The sequence below is a fragment of the Leisingera sp. genome (assembly GCF_034669605.1).
Lineage (GTDB): Bacteria > Pseudomonadota > Alphaproteobacteria > Rhodobacterales > Rhodobacteraceae > Leisingera.
Map to the genome: position 1 here is coordinate 23,156 of NZ_JAXMOX010000005.1, position 16,765 is coordinate 39,920.

The 16,765-nt window shown below is 62.0% G+C and carries 15 protein-coding genes; 8 read left to right on the forward strand and 7 right to left on the reverse strand.

Features of this window, described 5'->3' with window-relative positions; genetic code table 11:
• The first annotated feature begins 102 nt into the window (after positions 1 to 102).
• The gene (locus VOI29_RS01200) at positions 103 to 570 is read left to right on the forward strand and encodes a hypothetical protein (protein ID WP_323775634.1); all 468 of its coding nucleotides are present in this window, start codon (positions 103 to 105) and stop codon (positions 568 to 570) included.
• Positions 571 to 1,056: 486 nt separating this feature from the next.
• Entirely contained in the window at positions 1,057 to 3,345 is a 2,289-nt protein-coding gene (locus VOI29_RS01205) for a caspase family protein (RefSeq protein ID WP_323775635.1), read from the forward strand.
• A gap of 55 nt (positions 3,346 to 3,400) precedes the next feature.
• Here VOI29_RS01205 and VOI29_RS01210 read toward each other — a convergent pair whose 3' ends face one another.
• From VOI29_RS01210 to dusB, 5 genes are all read right to left on the reverse strand, one after another.
• Complete coding sequence (locus tag VOI29_RS01210) at positions 3,401 to 4,810, reverse strand: sigma-54 dependent transcriptional regulator (protein WP_323775636.1); 1,410 nt, start codon at positions 4,808 to 4,810, stop codon at positions 3,401 to 3,403.
• On the reverse strand, positions 4,807 to 7,086 hold the full coding sequence (locus VOI29_RS01215; RefSeq protein ID WP_323775637.1) for a PAS domain-containing sensor histidine kinase: 2,280 nt from the start codon (positions 7,084 to 7,086) through the stop codon (positions 4,807 to 4,809). Before VOI29_RS01215 ends, VOI29_RS01210 begins: the two co-directional genes overlap by 4 nt.
• Positions 7,087 to 7,186: 100 nt before the next feature.
• A complete protein-coding gene (locus tag VOI29_RS01220; protein WP_323775638.1) occupies positions 7,187 to 8,554 on the reverse strand; it encodes a response regulator in 1,368 nt (455 codons plus the stop codon).
• A 3-nt stretch (positions 8,555 to 8,557) separates the two neighbouring features.
• Positions 8,558 to 9,637: a two-component system sensor histidine kinase NtrB gene (locus VOI29_RS01225; protein WP_323775639.1), complete on the reverse strand. Its 1,080-nt coding sequence runs from the start codon at positions 9,635 to 9,637 to the stop codon at positions 8,558 to 8,560.
• Positions 9,634 to 10,620: a tRNA dihydrouridine synthase DusB gene (gene dusB / locus VOI29_RS01230; RefSeq protein ID WP_323775640.1), complete on the reverse strand. Its 987-nt coding sequence runs from the start codon at positions 10,618 to 10,620 to the stop codon at positions 9,634 to 9,636. Before dusB ends, VOI29_RS01225 begins: the two co-directional genes overlap by 4 nt.
• A 181-nt stretch (positions 10,621 to 10,801) precedes the next feature.
• Between dusB and VOI29_RS01235 the strand changes: the two genes are divergently transcribed.
• The 4 genes from VOI29_RS01235 (at position 10,802) to VOI29_RS01250 (ending at position 14,247) form a co-directional block, all read left to right on the forward strand.
• The gene (locus VOI29_RS01235) at positions 10,802 to 11,938 is read left to right on the forward strand and encodes a bifunctional 2-C-methyl-D-erythritol 4-phosphate cytidylyltransferase/2-C-methyl-D-erythritol 2,4-cyclodiphosphate synthase (RefSeq protein WP_323775641.1); all 1,137 of its coding nucleotides are present in this window, start codon (positions 10,802 to 10,804) and stop codon (positions 11,936 to 11,938) included.
• Entirely contained in the window at positions 11,935 to 12,432 is a 498-nt protein-coding gene (locus tag VOI29_RS01240) for a phosphatidylglycerophosphatase A (protein WP_323775642.1), read from the forward strand. The genes VOI29_RS01235 and VOI29_RS01240 overlap by 4 nt, the downstream gene beginning before the upstream one ends.
• On the forward strand, positions 12,429 to 12,902 hold the full coding sequence (locus tag VOI29_RS01245; protein WP_323775643.1) for a nicotinamide-nucleotide amidohydrolase family protein: 474 nt from the start codon (positions 12,429 to 12,431) through the stop codon (positions 12,900 to 12,902). Before VOI29_RS01240 ends, VOI29_RS01245 begins: the two co-directional genes overlap by 4 nt.
• 163 nt (positions 12,903 to 13,065) lie before the next feature.
• A complete protein-coding gene (locus tag VOI29_RS01250; RefSeq protein ID WP_323775644.1) occupies positions 13,066 to 14,247 on the forward strand; it encodes an ammonium transporter in 1,182 nt (393 codons plus the stop codon).
• 98 nt (positions 14,248 to 14,345) lie between these two features.
• Here VOI29_RS01250 and tmpT read toward each other — a convergent pair whose 3' ends face one another.
• Positions 14,346 to 14,987, reverse strand: coding sequence for a thiopurine S-methyltransferase (gene tmpT / locus VOI29_RS01255; protein ID WP_323775645.1), 642 nt, complete (start codon positions 14,985 to 14,987; stop codon positions 14,346 to 14,348).
• Between the two features lie 93 nt (positions 14,988 to 15,080).
• Positions 15,081 to 15,527, reverse strand: coding sequence for a type II toxin-antitoxin system RatA family toxin (locus VOI29_RS01260; RefSeq protein ID WP_323775646.1), 447 nt, complete (start codon positions 15,525 to 15,527; stop codon positions 15,081 to 15,083).
• Positions 15,528 to 15,601: 74 nt separating this feature from the next.
• On the opposite strand from VOI29_RS01260, the gene hpt reads away from it, so the two are divergent.
• Both hpt and VOI29_RS01270 read left to right on the forward strand, forming a co-directional pair.
• Positions 15,602 to 16,147, forward strand: coding sequence for a hypoxanthine phosphoribosyltransferase (gene hpt, locus VOI29_RS01265; protein WP_323775647.1), 546 nt, complete (start codon positions 15,602 to 15,604; stop codon positions 16,145 to 16,147).
• Positions 16,148 to 16,390: 243 nt separating this feature from the next.
• Entirely contained in the window at positions 16,391 to 16,765 is a 375-nt protein-coding gene (locus tag VOI29_RS01270) for a hypothetical protein (RefSeq protein WP_323775648.1), read from the forward strand.

The window sequence follows — 16,765 nt, forward strand, 5'->3', positions numbered from 1 at the left end:
TTGGCGGAATTTCGGGCGGAGTTTCGCCCGATGTGAATGACAGAAGCCGCTTTCACGGTCAATTTAATTGTAACTTGCTCTGATTGCAGCCATTCTTTGCGTATGTGCAACGATCGGTCGATCATGGCGGCCCTGGTTCTGCTGCTTGGCACAGCGGCTTGCGGCCCGGTTCCCGTTTACTACAGGCAGGGGGCGGATGTATCCCGCCTGCAAAGTGATGAGCTTGGCTGTGCGGCACAGGCACTGCGGGAGGCGCCCGTTGCAAATGAAATCCGCCAGCATCCCCCGGTTTTCTACCCTGGCCGCACAGTCTGTTCCGGCGGCAGCTGCTATTACCGGCCCGGTTATTGGGCGGACGCCGGCATCTACTCGGTGGATGTGAACAAGCCCCTGCGCCAGCGTCTGGAGAAATCCTGCATGGCAACCAAGGGCTACCAGCAGATCGCGCTGAAACGCTGCACCCGCCATAGCCCGGCCGCGGTGGCCGGACCGCAGCTGGCCCCGCTGAGCGACGCATCCTGCGCGCAGCGCAACAAGGATGGCAGCACCAGCATCCGCACAGACGGTTAGGCTCACTCCCTTGCCGGCGGTGCGCGGCAGGCTAACTTTGATTTGCGCCACCAGATCACCTAAGCTGGTCCCGGATTGTTTGTGACCAGTATTTCATAGAGAAAGGTACCCGATGCGGATACATTTCCTGTTTGCCGCGCTCCCTCTTGCAGCTGTGACAGCAGCCTGTGAGCCAGTGGCTCCGATTGCCCCGCCTCCAACGGCAGCCCCGGCGTCTGCACCTGCAACTTATATCACACCGTCAGCGCGGCCGGCACCTGCGGCGGCCACCAGGGCCCCGGTCATCCCGGCAGAAGAAGCGCCTGAACCCGCCTATCGAGGCAGTGACCCCGGGTCGGGCAGCGGAGCTGGCGGCGGTGGTGGCTCCGGCGGTGGTGGCTCCGGCGGCGGCGGCGGCGGGTCCGGCGGCGGCGGAGGCTGGGGTTAATCCCGGGCGCTGCCATGATCCCCCATCTGTCTAGATTCCCCTCCCTTGCAGCAGCCCTTTTGACCGGTACAGCACTGCTGCTGTCCTCGGCTGCCCAGGCGGCCTATGAAACCAGCGAACGGGGCAAGGCTTCAGAAACCGCCATCGTGATCGGCATTCAGGATTATGACCACGTCACCGACCTGACCAACACCCGCCAGGACGCCAAGGCAATGGCAGAAATGCTCAGCTCCTTCGGCTACACGGTTTACGAGGGCTATGACCTGGACAAGCGCGGGTTTGAAGCGCTGCTGCGCCAGGCCGCTCTGAACATCCGCGACGGCAGCCAGGTGTTCTTCTATTATGCAGGCCACGGTATCCAGCTGGGGCGGCGCAATTACCTGCTGACCAGCGATGCGGAGCTTACAGGCATTCACGATCTGCCCTTTCAGTCGGTCACCCTTGACCGTGTCTCTGCCATTCTCGGCGGCAAGGCGGGCAGCCAGATCCTGATGCTGGATTCCTGCCGCGACAACCCGGTGCCAGACGCCAAGCTCAACGCCGAGGTCGGCGCCCAGCTTTATGAAGCGCGCGAAGGGTTCGACGTGTTCCGCCCGCCGCTCAACACTTTGGTGGCATTTTCCACGTCGCCCGGCGCCACGGCGCTGGATGGCGAGCCTGGCGGCAACAGCCCCTATACCGCCTCAGTCGTGCGGCATTTTCCGGACCGGCCTGACGAAGATGCGATGACCGTTCTTTCCGCAATACGCGGCGACGTCTATGCGGCGACCGGCAACACCCAGGTGCCTTGGGAAAGCTCGACGCTGATGCAGAAGGTCTACCTGCGCCCGGCAGAGCGGTCATTGAACATTGCCAAGGCTGAATCCGAAACCGAAGTGGCCAGCCTTGACCGGATGCCCGCCGAACTGTCGGTGAAAATCCCCTTGGGCCGCGCGCTGGAATTGGCGCCGGAAATCAGCCCCTATGTCCGCGCCGGAACCACGGTGTCGATTGTTGAATCGCCCTCCTCCGGGGTGACGTCGCTGCAAACCGGGGACAGTACCGGTCTCAGCCTCAGCTACGCGCCGAAACTGACCGAACTTCCTGCCCGCAAAGACGGCGGTCAGGTCCGTAAAGACCGGATGGTGCTGCGCCTGGCCCAAGCCGGCGCGGTGCGCGACGTGACCGTGAATCTGGAAATGATCGCCCGGCAATGCGACCTAGAAGCCGGTGATTTACTGGATTTGCAGGGGGTTGGCCTGTACCGTTACCCCAATGAAATCAACCTCAAGGAGGCCGAGGCTGCCTGCCGTGACGCCGTCGGGGCCGCGCCGGAAATCGGCCGACTGCACTATCAGCTTGGCCGCGCTCTGCAGGGCCAAGGGCGCTTGATCGAAGCCTATGAGGCCTTTGAAAAGGCAGCGGAACTGAACCATGTCCGCGCCTACAACGCGGTCGCTTATCTGCATGTCACCCCGAATGTCGACCGCGAAACTGTGCCCATTCCCTATAACCCGGACAAGGCCTTTGCTTTGTGGGAAAAGGGGATCGAGGCGGGCGACCCCTTCTCGATGCACGCCCGCGGCAAGCGGCTTTTGCGCAAAAGCGGCACGCCGGAAGAAAAGCAGCGCGGCTTTGACCTGCTCAGCCGGGCAGTGGAGCTGGGCCATACTTATTCAATGAATGAGCTGGGGGTTTTCTTTCTGTGGAGCGGGGATGAACTGGCGCAGCCGGAACGCGGCTTTTCCTACCTGCAGGCCTCTGCCGGGCGCGGCGATATCTATGGCACTGCCAACCTTGGCTATGTGTACCGCGATGGCGGCGCGGGCCAGACAGTAGACAAGGAACAGGCGCGCGCGCTGTTTGCCGAAGCAGCACAGCTGGGCCACCCCCATGCGCCGGCTGAAATCGGCCGGATGATCATGAACGGCGACCTGCCAGGCAGCGACGCAGCCGAAGCGCTGGAATGGTATGACATGGGGCTGTCGCGTGGCGACGCCTGGGGCGGCGCCAATGGTGCCTGGGTTGCCCTCAACAGCCTGCCGGACCGGATCCCCGCCCATGCCGCCGCCGCGCGGGCGGGCAAGGCGATGGCGTTGAATAACCCCGATGCAAGCGCCGCAGCGCGGGAGCTGTTGTCCGGCATGGCCGAAACAGACGTCGCCGCAGGCACCCAATACATCCTGCGCCAGCTGGGGTCGGGAATCGCCATTGACGGCCAGTTCGGTCCGGCATCGCGCAAGCAGCTGGCGAATTGGGCGCGCCAATCAGGTCTGCCCGCAACTGTTCCCAGTGATGCCATCAGCCAGTTGCAACTGGCCGCACAGGTCCATTTCGCGCTGAATCCGGTCCGCCAGGACCTGTTCTAAACCGGCGATGCAAAACCGCCCGCGCCCGGAAGTTCCGGGCGCAATGGCGGCTTGGTCAAGCCTGCTCCTCCTCGGCCTCCACATGCGCCACACGGGCGCCCGCCTTGTTGGAGGTCACAACCCCCAGCGACTTCAACTTACGGTGCAGTGCTGAACGCTCCATGCCGACAAAAGACGCCGTGCGGCTGATATTGCCGCCAAAACGGTTGATCTGGGTCAGCAGGTATTCACGTTCAAACGCCTCCCGCGCCTCGCGCAGTGGCAATGTCGCCAGCGCCCCGGACAGGACCACCCGGCCTTCTTCCTGCGGCTTGTCTTCTTCGCGCGGCAAATCCTTGGCCTCGATCGGACCGCTGCCATCGCCGAGAATCAGCACCCGCTCCACCAGGTTCTTGAGCTGGCGAACATTGCCAGGCCACAGCATGGTCTGCATCAGCGCCACTGCCTCTTCAGTCAGCTCCCGCAGCGGCAGCCCCTGGGCCTCGTTGAACTGGGCGATAAAATAGCCGGCCAGCAGCGGAATATCCTCGCGCCGATCCGCCAGCGAGGGCACCGCAACCGGCACCACATTCAGCCGGTGATACAGCTCCTGACGGAAGCGGCCGTCCTCAATTTCAGCATCGAGGTTCATGTTGGTTGCCGACACCACCCGCAGATCGACCCGGACCTTGTCCGAGCCGCCGACCCGTTGGAATTGCTGATCCACCAGCACCCGAAGAATCTTGGATTGGGTGCCGAGCGGCATATCGGCAACTTCGTCAAAGAACACCACACCGCCATGGGCCTGTTCCAGCAGCCCGGGTTCCACCCCGCGCTCGGACGACTCGCGGCCGAACAGAACCTCTTCCATCCGGTCGGGTTCGATACTGGCACAATTCACCGTGATAAAGGGGGCGGAGGCCCGGTTTGAATTGGCATGGATGTAGCGCGCGGCAATTTCCTTGCCGCAGCCGGCCGGGCCTGTAAGCATCACCCGGCCGTTTGACTTGGTCACCTTGTCCAGCTGGCTTATCAGTGTCCGGAACGACGCAGAGGTTCCGATCATTTCCGCCGGACCGGTATCCCTGCGCTTGAGATCCGAATTCTCCCGGCGCAGGCGCGAGGTTTCCATCGCACGGCGGATCACCACCATCAGCTGGTCGATGTTAAAGGGCTTCTCGATAAAGTCATAGGCCCCCTGCTTGATCGCCGCGACAGCAATTTCGATGTTGCCATGGCCGGAAATGATCACCACCGGGATCTCCGGGTTGTCGCGTTTAACCGCCTTTAGGATATCGATACCGTCCATCTGGCTGTCCTTCAGCCAGATGTCCAAAATCATCAGGGCCGGCTCGGATTCGTCCAAACGGGCCATGCATTCGTCGGAATTGGCCGCCTTGCGGGTGGCGTAGCCTTCATCCTCCAGAATGTCCGAGACCAGTTCGCGGATGTCGCGCTCGTCGTCTACAATCAGAATGTCACTCATGTCAGACCTGCTTTCACTGTGCTCTTGTTTGGCGCCGCCGTCCGGTTCACGGCAGGCAGGCGGATTACCGCCATGGCGCCGTAATGCGCGTGCCCCTCGAATACCGGGGCATCTTCCAGCGTCAGCGTGCCCCCGTGCTCTTCGATGATTTTCTTAACGATCGACAGCCCCAGCCCGGTGCCCGCATCCCGCGTAGTCACATAAGGCTCGAACAGCCGGGCCCGGTCTTCGGGCAAGCCGATGCCGTTGTCGGCAATACGGATTTCGTAGAAATTGCCCGCCTTGGCTGCCATCACCCGGATCTCCGGCACCAGCCCTTGCGGTTTTTTCTTTATCTTCAGGCTTTCAATGGCTTCGCCTGCGTTTTTGATTAGATTGGTCAACGCTTGGCCAATCATGGTGGCATCCAGATCGGAAGGCATGGCTGCTGCTGGCAGTTCTGCCTTGATCCGGACACCTGGCTGGCCCTGCTGCTGCAGGATGACCGCATCCCGCAGCAACTGAACCAGATCTTCTTCGCGCCGCTCCGGTTCCGGCATGCGGGCGAATTTCGAGAATTCATCAACGATCCTGCGCAGATCATTGGTCTGGCGCACAATCACATCGGTCATTGATTGCAGCTGGTCGCTGTTTTCTTCTCCCAGCTTGGGCGCAAATTTGCGTTTGATCCGCTCCGCGCTCAGCTGGATCGGAGTCAGCGGGTTTTTGATCTCGTGGGCAATCCGGCGCGCCACATCGCCCCAGGCCGCCATCCGCTGAGCGCTGACAAGATCGGTCACATCGTCAAACGCCACCACATAGCCTTCCAGCCGCCCCTGTTCCGACCGGCGCAGCGACATCCGCACCAGCAGGTTTTCCAGCCGGCCCTGACGGGAGACTTTGATTTCCTCCTGTACCACCTCGGCGCTGGTTTCCACCAATTCGACAAACAGCGGCCCGAACTCCGGCACCGCCACCGACAAGGCCAGGGATTGCTGATCCTCCTGCCAGTCCAAAAGCCGCTCAGCCGACCGGTTCACAAAGGTGACACGCCCGGCGGCGTCCAGCCCAACAACTCCGGACGTCACCGATGACAACACGGAATCAAACAGGCGGCGGCGGCGTTCGATTTGCCGGGTATTGTCGAGAAGGCGGCCGTGCTGCGCCTTAAGTTCGCGCGTCATCTGATTGAAATACTGGCCTAATTGCGAGATTTCATCGCCACCGTCATCAATCGGCACCTGCACATCCAGGTTGCCGGATCCAACCCGTTGCGCCGCCACTGTCAGACGCCCGACCGGGCGCGACAAACGCTCGGCAAACCACATGCCCAGCCACATCGCCGCGAGGATCAGGATCACAGCAAAACCGATATAGAGCAGCGCAAATTCAAACAGCACCCTTCCGCGCTCACTTTCCAGCTGCTGATACAGATGCGCGGTTTCCTGGGTGTCATCCAGAAGATTCAGAAGCTCCCCGTCCACATCACGGCTGATGTAGAGAAACCGGTCGACAAACGCCTCCAGCCGCACCAGCGCGCGGAACTCACTATCTCTCCAGTCCTCGATTAGCAGGAAGCCATCCTCGCGGGCGGCACTGATCTGGCGGTCGTTCGGCTTCTCAAAGTCGAACTCGTAAGACCGCTCGCCGCGCGCCCGGATCAGGCCAGCACTGTCGACGATATACGCCTCGCGCAGCCCGCGCTGGATCTGCAGCTGGCCTTGTGACAGCACCAGACGCAGCTCAGCGTCATTGATGAAAAAACTCCGGGCACGGCTGTTGTCCAAGTAGCGCGCCAGCGCGCGGGCATCTTCGGTCAGGTCGTTTTTCTGCTGCGCCTGATACGCTTCCGCCGCAGCCAGTGAACTGCCGATCACCTGCCGCACCCGCTGGGAAAACCAGCCCTCAAGCCCGACATTTACCGTCAGCACGGCGAATACGGCAACGATGACGGTGGGGATCAGCGCCAGAAATCCAAAGGCCCCGATCAGCCGCAAGTGCAGCCGGGAACCCGCCGATTTGGAGCGCCGGGCCGCAAACAGCCGGACGATCTGCGCCATCACCAACGCCGCAATGGTCAGGATGTAAACCAGATCTGCCAACAGAATCAGCCGCAGCGGTCTGGAGGATGCCCCCTGCCCCAACGGGCCGATGATGAAAAAAGTCGCCAAGGCCAGCACCGGTCCCAGCAGAACCAGGCCAATGGTACCGATATTGCGCGCCCGGCGGGTTCTCCGCCACCGGTCCAAGGCCGCAAAAGGCCCGTATGCCGCCCTCAGATGTGACTTATGCGCCACTGACTGCCCTCATCCTGATGTGTGACTCTTTGCGAGTCACCGCCATATCTCGTGGCCCTGCCTAGGAAATTCACAGCAAGGCCACATTTCTGTGGCGATATTACATCAGCTTACGGCGGCGTGTCACCTCAATATCCAGATCCGTGATCTTCTTTCGCAAAGTATTCCGGTTGATCCCCAGCAATTCGGCGCATTTCGCCTGATTGCCGCCGGTCGCCGCCAGCGCGATTTCGATAAGCGGCGTTTCCACCTCGCGCAGCAGCCGCATGTAGAGCCCCGGCGGCGGCAGCAAATCGCCATGCAGATCGAAATAGCGCTGCAGGTGGCGGGCCACCGACTCCGACAGTTTTTCATTGGCAAGCCCCGCCGTCGCAGGCTCCGGCCCGTTCTGCGGCCCCAGCACCGCTGCCGCATCTGCCTGGCTGATTTCCTCGCCGCGGGCTGTCAGCGCCAGCCGCCTGACGGTGTTTTCCAGCTGGCGCACGTTGCCAGGCCAGCCGAAATGGCGCAGCACGTCCCGCGCGCCTTCACTCAGCTCGCGGTGCGGCGCGCCTTCGTTTTCGGCCCGGATCAAAAAATGCTCCGCCAGCAGCGGTATGTCTTCCACCCGCTCGCGCAGCGCGGGCACATGCAGCGCAGTGCCGCAAATCCTGTAGTAGAGATCCTGGCGCAGCTCCCCGGCCTCCATCGCCGCGGCCAGATCTTTCTGACTGGAGGCGATGAACCGCGGCGCGTGGTCGCCCGGTGTGTCCATCATCCGCACCAGTCGCGCCTGGGCCTCTTCCGGCAGGTCGGCCAGTTCATCTATCACCAGCGAGCCGCCCTTGGCCTGAGCCAGCAGCCGCGCCGGCCCTTCCAGCTCGATCAATGCCGCGGCATCAGCATGAACGAAGGGCAAAGTCCGTCTGTCGGAAAAGTCGTGAATGGCCTGCGCGATCAGTGATTTACCAGTGCCGCTTTCACCAGTGATCAACAGCGGCAGTTCCGTATTCATCACCCGCGCGATCAGCCGGTACAGCGTCTGCATCACCTCGCTGCGGCCAATCAGCGGCAGCTCTTCCGGATGATCTTGCGACTCGGCCTTTGCCGCTACAGGCGCCACCCGCCTGGACGCCAATGCTTTGGCCGTGCGCTTCATCAGCTCCGGAAGATCAAACGGTTTCGGAAGATAGTCGTAGGCATCGGCCTCCTCCGCCTTGATCGCAGTCATGATGGTATTCTGCGCCGAAATCACAATCACCGGCAGACCCGGCCGGTCCGCCCGGATTTTGGGCAGCATTTCCAACCCGTTCCCGTCCGGCATCATGACATCCGAAATAACTGCATCACCCTTGCCCTCTGCCACCCATCGCATCAGCGTGGTAAGCGAAGAGGTCGCATGCACCTTGCAGCCCGCGCGCGTCAGCGCCTGGGTCAGAACGGTGCGGATGGTGCGGTCGTCATCTGCGACCAGTACGGTGCCGTCCATGGATCAGCTCTCCTGCGGTTTTCTGTCACGCGGAACGCGCGACAGCGACAGCCGGAACACCGTGCGCCCGGGAACCGAGCTTACGGATATCCAGCCATTATGCTCCGAAATGATCTTGCTCACCAATGCAAGGCCCAGCCCGGTGCCATTCTCCCGGCCCGACACAAACGGGTCGAAAATGTCATCCTTGATCTTCTCCGGCAACCCCGGCCCATCATCGCAAATTTCAATCTGCAACGGCAGCAGCTTGCCGGTTCCATCACTTCGGCGCAGCCGGAAGGAATGTTCATAGAAAGTGCGAATAGAAATACTTCCCCCCTTCAAACCAGCGGCTTCCGAGGCGTTCTTGAGTAAATTCAGCACCACTTGCAGCAGTTGGTCCGCATCCCCCCAGGCCAATGGCAGCGAGGGATCATAGTTTTCCGAAATGGTCATGCGGGCGCCGAACCCCAGCAGCGCCGAGCGCCGCGCCCGGTCCAGCACATCGTGCAGGTTCACCGGCTTGAACGCCGGCCCGGTCAGGTTGCCGAATTGCTCAACCTGATCCAGCAATTTCACAATCCGGCGGCTTTCGCTGACAATCAGTTCGGTCAGCTCCAAATCATCAGAACTCAGGTTCATGCTCAAAAGCTGCGCCGCCCCGGTGATGCCGGCCAACGGGTTTTTGATCTCATGCGCCAGCATCTCTGCCATGCCAATGGCCGAGGCGGCAGCGGATTTGGCGGAATGGGTCTGGATCATCCGCCCGGCCAGCTCCCGCGGAGTGACCATCAGCAGCATCACCCCCTCCTGCCCATGCAGCGGCGCAATCTGAACCCCGCATTGCAGCGGCGCCCGGCTGCCAGATCCGACGTCGATGTCATTCACGAACAGCGGCGTGCCCTGCATCCGCGCACGGGCAAAGGCCACCTCAATGGGTGCATCAATGGCCAGCGCATCCCAAACCGGTTGCCCTACCAGCGCCTTGCGCGAGGTATTCAGGAACCCCTCGCCAGCCGCATTCACATCGGCGATCTTGTCCCGGGCATCGATCAGAAACGCAGGCACCGGCAAAGAGGCCCAAAGGGCAGCGCTGTCCATCATGCGGCGGCCTCCGGCTGTTGCGCGGTCAGCGCCTCGGGAAGCAGCGCAAGCACGTGTTCCGGGTCCTTTTCTGTCAGCACAGCACGGCGCATTGCAGGACCGGTTCCGGCCTCATCCATGTACCAGCCCAGATGCTTGCGCGCGACGCGTATGCCCAGATCCAGCCCGTAAAAATCGAGCATCGCCCGATAATGCTCTGAAACCATTGCGATCAGCGCATCGCCTTCCGGCACTTTCGGCGCCGGCGTTCCCCACAGTTCATGCGCCACTTCGGCCAGCAGCCAGGGCTTGCCTCCCGCACCGCGCCCGATCATCACACCGTCAGCGCCGGACAGTTCCAGCGCCCGGCGTGCGGATGCCGTGTCCACAATATCCCCGTTGGCCAGCAGCGGAACGCTGACTGCATCCTTCACCGCCCGGATCGCCGTCCAATCCGCCGCCCCCTTGTAGAACTGGCAGCGGGTCCGGCCATGGATCGTGACCATCTGCACGCCTGCCGCGCAGGCCCGGCGCGCCACATCCGGCGCATTCAAGCAATTGCCGTCCCAACCCAGCCGGGTCTTCAGCGTCACCGGCACATCCACGGCTCCAACAACAGCCTCGATCAGCCGCAGTGCATGGTCCGGCGTCTTCAACAGGGCTGACCCGGAATAGCCATTGGTCACCTTTTTCGCCGGGCAGCCCATGTTGATGTCGATGATCCGCGCGCCCTGCCCTGCGACCTGCCGGGCGGCCTCGGCGATCCAGTATTCATCGCGCCCTGCAAGCTGCACCGCTGTGTTTTCCACATCCGCGCTCAGTTCCGCCCGCTCGCGCACACCTGGCTTGGCCTGCACCATCTCCTGACTTGCCACCATCTCGCTCACCATCAGCCCGGCCCCGAAAGAGCGGACCAGATCCCTGAACGGCCGGTCGGTGATTCCAGCCATCGGTGCCAGGGCGATCGGCGGCGACATGGAAGTGGTTCCAAGCGTGAAGGACAACTGCCTAATCCTTGTGCAATTGAGAGGTATTTACCCGAAGCTTTTGCTATGCAGCAATGAAACTGCCCCTTGCAAGACACAGCAAATCATCATTTGCCTATTTTTTAGGCGCATTCCGCGGGGTGATTGCCTATCCCGGCGCCACCTCATAAACAAATGCCGAACTTATCAAGAGGCCCGCATGACCACAGCAGCCCTGATCGTCGCCGCCGGCCGCGGCACCCGTGCAGGCGGCGGCACGCCGAAACAATGGCGTCCGCTGAAAACCCGGCGGGTGATCGATTGGACACTGGACGCCTTCGAAAAAGCAGGTGTGGATCTCACCGTGCTTGTGCTTTCGGCAGACGATCATCAGGCTTGGGATGAGTTTTCGCAAAAACCCGGCCTGATCCTTGCCGAAGGCGGGACCGAACGTGCGGCGTCGGTGGTCAACGGGCTAAGGGCGCTGCAACAGAACAGCGTAGACAAGGTGCTGATCCACGACGCTGCCCGCCCTTGTGTCAGCAGCGACCTGATCCACAGCATTATCAGCGCCTTGGATAAATGCCCGGCCGCAGCTCCGGCCCTTCCGGTGACTGACGCGCTGTGGACCGGCGCAGAGGGCAGCGTGACCGGCAGCCAGGACCGCAGCGGCTTGTTTGCGGCGCAGACCCCGCAAGGGTTCCGGTACGGCGCGATCCTCGCTGCCCACGACGCCCACCCCGGCGGCGCTGCGGATGACGTTGAGGTCGCGCGCGCGGCAGGGCTTGACGTCCGCATCATTCCAGGCGAGCCGGACAATATCAAAATCACCCGCCCCGAGGATTTTGCCCGGGCGGAACGCATTCTGGGGGCACAGATGGATATCAGGCTTGGCAACGGCTACGACGTGCACCGGTTCGGCCCCGGCGACGGTGTGATCCTCTGCGGGGTAGAGATCCCGCACGAGAAGACTCTGCAGGGCCGCTCCGACGCCGATGTGGGCATGCACGCGGTGACGGATGCTATCTATGGCGCTCTTGCGCAGGGTGACATTGGGCGACACTTCCCACCTTCGGACCCGCAATGGAAAGGTGCCGCCAGCGATATTTTCCTGCGCCATGCGGTCAATCTGGCCCGCAAAATGGGATATACGCTCTCCAATGTCGACTGCACCCTGGTCTGCGAATACCCCAAGATAGGCCCGCGTGCCGATAGAATGCAGGCGGTGATGGCCGGGATTTTGGGCGTCACCCCAGACCGCGTGTCGATCAAGGCCACCACCTCCGAACGGCTGGGCTTCACCGGCCGGGGTGAGGGCATCGCCGCACTGGCCACCGCAGCGCTGGTGAAACCATGACCGCGGCGCAGCTGATCGGCACGGTCTGCGGTGTGGGCTATTTGCGGCCCGCGCCCGGCACCTGGGGTTCGCTGGCGGCGCTGCCGCTGGCCTATGGGCTGCACCAGCTGGGCGGCTTTCCCCTGCTGGCACTGGCAACACTGGTCTGCAACCCGGCAGGCATCTGGGCCACCGCCTGTATGACCAAGGGAAGCACCGATCATGACCCCTCGGAAATTGTAGTGGATGAAGTTGCAGGCCAATGGATCGCAATCTGGGCAGTTTCGCTGCCCGCCTGGCTGCACGGGTTGCCTGTCACCGCTCTCTGGCCCGGCTGGGTTGCCGCCTTCCTGCTGTTTCGCCTGTTCGACATTCTTAAACCCGGCCCGGTTGGTTGGGCCGACCGTCAGGAGGGGCCGTTTGGTGTCATGATGGATGATGTCATTGCCGGTATCATGGCCGCCATCGGTGTGGCCCTGCTGGCCGGAATTTCGCATGGGGTGCTTGGACTATGACCATCGACACCGCAGAACTGATCGCCCACGCCAGCGCCGCAGGCATCACCATAGCCACCGCCGAAAGCTGCACAGGCGGCATGATTGCCGCCGCCCTGACCGAGGTGCCGGGGTCCTCTGCCGTGGTGGACTGCGGCTTTGTCACCTACTCCAATACCGCAAAAATGCGGATGCTGGGGGTGCGCGCAGAAACGCTCGAGGCGCATGGCGCAGTCAGCGAACAGGTCGCGGCCGAAATGGCGGCAGGCGCGCTGGCACATGCTGGGGTTACCCTGGCGGTGTCCGTCACCGGCATTGCCGGCCCCGGCGGTTCCGAGTTCAAACCCGAAGGCCGCGTATGCTTTGGCCTGTGCCGAGCAGGCCAGCCACCAGTCACCGAAACGCTGGAGTTCGGCGCCATCGGTCGCGCCAATGTGCGCAGCGCCACGCGCGAACATGCGCTGGCTCTGCTACGCCAGGCGATTTCGTAAACCGGCCGCATTCCGGGCAGCAGCGGCAAATGCCCGCCCAAAAAATCAGCACTTGCAAAAAAGCCCCCGATTTGGGCGGCTTCCGCACCTCTGCTTCTTTTTTCTGCGCATTTGAACGGCTTTCTCCTGTGGCCAACGGTTTTTGAGGGGAAGGAACACTCGGATGAACGGAGCGGATACCGCATGGATCATTGTGGCCACGGCCCTGGTCCTCTTCATGACATTGCCAGGGCTGGCCCTGTTTTACGGCGGGCTGGTGCGTGCCCGCAATGTGCTCAGCGTGTTCATGCACTGCTATGCCATTGCCTGTTTGATGAGCGTCCTGTGGCTCGCATTCGGCTATACAATTGCCTTTGGCAGCGGCACATCGGGCCTCTGGGGCGGGCTGGACAAGCTGTTCCTGAACGGCGTGACCGCCGACAGCCTGTCCGACACTTTGCCCGAGGTTCTGTTCTTTGCCTTTCAGATGACATTTGCCATTATCACGCCCGCGCTGATTGTAGGCGCCTATGTGGAACGCGTGGGCTTTGGTTTTATCCTCGTCTTCTCGGGCCTTTGGATGCTGCTGTGCTACGCGCCTGTGGTGCATTGGATCTGGGGCGGCGGCTTCCTGGCGGATGGCGGCATTTTCGGCGCGATCGGCGTCAAGGACTTTGCCGGCGGCATCGTAGTGCATGAGACCGCAGGTATCGCGGCACTGATCATCGCCTTTTACCTTGGCCCGCGCAAAAACCGCAGCATTCCGCCGCACAACCCCGGCTATGTGATGATCGGCGCCGCGATGCTCTGGGTCGGCTGGTTCGGCTTCAATGGCGGCTCGCAACTGGCCGCGGACGGAGGTGCTGCGATGGCACTGACCGCAACACATCTTTCAGCCGCCACCGCCTCGCTCAGCTGGGCGCTGTGGGAAAAGATCAAATACGGCAAGGCGTCGCTGGTGGGTCTGGTCACCGGCACCATTGCCGGCCTTGCCTCGATCACCCCGGCTTCCGGCTTTGTCGGCCCGGTGGAAGCACTGATCATCGGGGCCATTGCCGGCGTGCTGTGCCAAGAGATGGTCAACTTGGTGCGCAACAAGATGCAGATCGACGACACGCTGGATGTGTTTGCCGTGCATGGCGTCGGCGGCATCTTCGGCACCCTGATGATTGCGGTCTTCGGCGCCGGCAGCTGGGCTGCGCAGCTGGGCGGGCTGGTGATTGTCGGTATTTTCACGATTGTTGTGACCATCGTGCTGGTGAAAGTCTCCGCTGCGATCACATCCCTGCGCGTCGATCTTGAAAGTGAGACCAATGGCCTCGATCTTTCAGTTCACGGTGAGCGCGCATATGACATGAACAGCTGACCCCGGCGATGACGAATGCCACCACTCACGGCAGACGGTGCAATATTGGCACCAGACGGGTCCCTTGGGGGGCCCGTTTTCTGTTTCAATCGGCGGCTTCAGCGCCGGGGTTTCAGCAGCCAGGCTTGCTCCAGCGCGTTGCAGCGTTCGCCGATATGGCCGTCCGCGGCACGTTCCTCGATCAGGGTGATGTCATGGCTGCCCTGATAAAGCGCCTGCACGGTTGGCCCCGGCACCGAAAACGGCGGCCCTTCCATCAGGGACTGGTCATAATCGAACCCGATCAACAGCTGTTTTTCTGTGCCTGAAATCCGGTTGAGATGCGCCGCATATGTCTTTCGATCTTCAGGTTTAACCGCAACCAGCGCCGCCCTGTCGTAAACTGCATCCACCGGCGCAAGATGCTCCCCTGTCAGAGTAAAAAAGTCCCCGGCGTACAGGGTCAGCGGTCCGGCCTGATACCGTGTGAGGGCGCCCGTCTTCGCCACCTGCGGTACCAGCCCCTGGCGCTCAAACACCTCTTCCACCGCTCCCTGATTGAACTCGACGCCTGTCACGCGCAAACCTGTGCCAACCAGCCAGTCCAGATCCAGTGCCTTGCCGCAAAGCGGCACAAAGACCGACTGCCCGGCCTGCAGACCAAGCCGGGTAAAATGTCGTGCCAAAAGGGAGTTAGGTGCCGCTTCATGAAAACCGATGCGGTTATCGCGCCACCGTGCCTGCCAGAAATCCTGATCCATTACGAGCCGTTCCTTCCGTTGGATAGTTGCATGTCCTGCGGTGATACAGCTTGAAGCCGGCTTTAGGTCAATAGGGGGCCGGCCTGCCCGGCCTTACCTGTACAGTTCCGCCGCGCGGCGCTCAAAGGCGCGCACGATCCGCTGCATCGCCTCATTGAACACTACGCCTATGATCCCCTGCAGCACCGCGTTTTTGAACTCGAAATCGACATAGAAGGACACATCGCAGGTGCCGTCTTCCCGCGGCGCGAATATCCAGTGGGATTTCATATAGCGGAACGGGCCGTCCAGATACTCGGTATCGATCCTGCGCTCGCCCGGATACAGCGTCACCCGGCTGCCGAAGCGTTCACGGAACACTTTGAAGGAGATCACCAGATCCGCCTCCATCACCTCGGCCTCCCCCAGCGGTGCGCGGCTGCGGATACGGGCTGCAGCGCACCAGGGCAGGAAATTCGGGTATTGCGCGACATCGGCCACCAGATTGTACATCTGCTGCGCGGAATACGGCATCTGGCGGGTTTCCGAGTGTGTGGGCATCGGCCTGCTGTTTTTCTGCTACAATTGTGCCGCGTCATGTCCTATGTACGCGCGGAAAATTCAAGGGGGCAGCCATGTCACAGCGTCCATATGTCATTGATGTGATGATCTCGGCCAAGGCCATTGCAGCACGGATCGAAGAGCTTTGCGGAGAAATTCAGGCCGAATTCGGCGATACCGACAAGCTGGTCGTGGTTGGCCTGCTGCGCGGCAGCTTTGTGTTCATCGCCGATCTGGTGCGTGAGCTGGACCTGCCGATCGAGGTTGATTTCCTGGAGGCGTCTTCCTACGGCGACGCGTTGGAAAGCAGCCGGGAAGTGCGCATTCTCAAAGACTTGCGCGGCGCCATTGAAGGGCGCGATGTGCTAGTGGTCGAGGATATCGTCGACACCGGCCACACGCTGAACCACGTGACCCATCTGCTGCAAAGCCGCAATCCTGCGCGGCTGAAATCCATTGCGCTGTTGGACAAGCCATCCCGGCGCGAGGTGGATTTCCGCTCGGATTGGGTGGGGTTTGAAATCCCGGACGAATTTGTCGTGGGCTACGGGATCGACTACGCGCAGCGCAACCGGAACCTGCCGCACATTGGCAAGGTGCGGTTCACAGACGAGGGCTGATCCCGTCTGAAAGGGGCAGCACCCTGCGTGCACCGCCTGTGCACCCCCTGTACACCGTCCCTGCAGCCTGCTGCGGGTTTCGTGCGAAAAAGCCACAGATTGCAGGAACCTGCGCGCGACCGGGAGCCGGCGCTGGTCCGCCGGTTTTTACCCGGAGCCGGCGCATTCCGGCGCAGCCGATTTGCCTTTTCCGGCCGGCTCGCTCATCTGGACTCCAAACGCAGAGATCACAGGAGATCCGCAATGCAGAAGTTTCTGATGGCAGCCGCTGCGGCGGCCACGAGCCTCGCCTTTGCCCCCGCCGCCTCCCATGCCGGGCCGCCGAAATGGGCACCGGGCCACAAGAACAGCGCCGCTCACTATGCCCCCGGCCAGGTGAAGAAACGCCATCACGCCAAGCACGGCCACGACCATGACGATGATCATGATCATGACCGGTATGGCGGCCGCATCCGCGGTGACGATTGGGTCTATGTTGACGACTACAGCCGCTGGGGGCTGGAGCCACCGCGCGAGGGGCACCGCTATGTGCGAAAGGACAACCAAATCTTCGAAGTCGTCAAGGACACCCTCGCGATCATCGGTGCGGTTGCCGTTGTCGACGCGCTGCTGAAGTAG

Excerpts from the sequence above, each read along its gene's own strand:
- VOI29_RS01200 (WP_323775634.1), top strand. The coding sequence starts at position 103 with ATGTGCAACGATCGGTCGATCATGGCGGCCCTGGTTCTGCTGCTTGGC.
- VOI29_RS01210 (WP_323775636.1), bottom strand. The coding sequence starts at position 4,810 with ATGAGTGACATTCTGATTGTAGACGACGAGCGCGACATCCGCGAACTG.
- VOI29_RS01220 (WP_323775638.1), bottom strand. The coding sequence starts at position 8,554 with ATGGACGGCACCGTACTGGTCGCAGATGACGACCGCACCATCCGCACC.
- VOI29_RS01225 (WP_323775639.1), bottom strand. The coding sequence starts at position 9,637 with ATGATGGACAGCGCTGCCCTTTGGGCCTCTTTGCCGGTGCCTGCGTTT.
- VOI29_RS01235 (WP_323775641.1), top strand. The coding sequence starts at position 10,802 with ATGACCACAGCAGCCCTGATCGTCGCCGCCGGCCGCGGCACCCGTGCA.
- VOI29_RS01240 (WP_323775642.1), top strand. The coding sequence starts at position 11,935 with ATGACCGCGGCGCAGCTGATCGGCACGGTCTGCGGTGTGGGCTATTTG.
- VOI29_RS01245 (WP_323775643.1), top strand. The coding sequence starts at position 12,429 with ATGACCATCGACACCGCAGAACTGATCGCCCACGCCAGCGCCGCAGGC.
- VOI29_RS01250 (WP_323775644.1), top strand. The coding sequence starts at position 13,066 with ATGAACGGAGCGGATACCGCATGGATCATTGTGGCCACGGCCCTGGTC.
- tmpT (WP_323775645.1), bottom strand. The coding sequence starts at position 14,987 with ATGGATCAGGATTTCTGGCAGGCACGGTGGCGCGATAACCGCATCGGT.
- VOI29_RS01260 (WP_323775646.1), bottom strand. The coding sequence starts at position 15,527 with ATGCCCACACACTCGGAAACCCGCCAGATGCCGTATTCCGCGCAGCAG.
- hpt (WP_323775647.1), top strand. The coding sequence starts at position 15,602 with ATGTCACAGCGTCCATATGTCATTGATGTGATGATCTCGGCCAAGGCC.
- VOI29_RS01270 (WP_323775648.1), top strand. The coding sequence starts at position 16,391 with ATGCAGAAGTTTCTGATGGCAGCCGCTGCGGCGGCCACGAGCCTCGCC.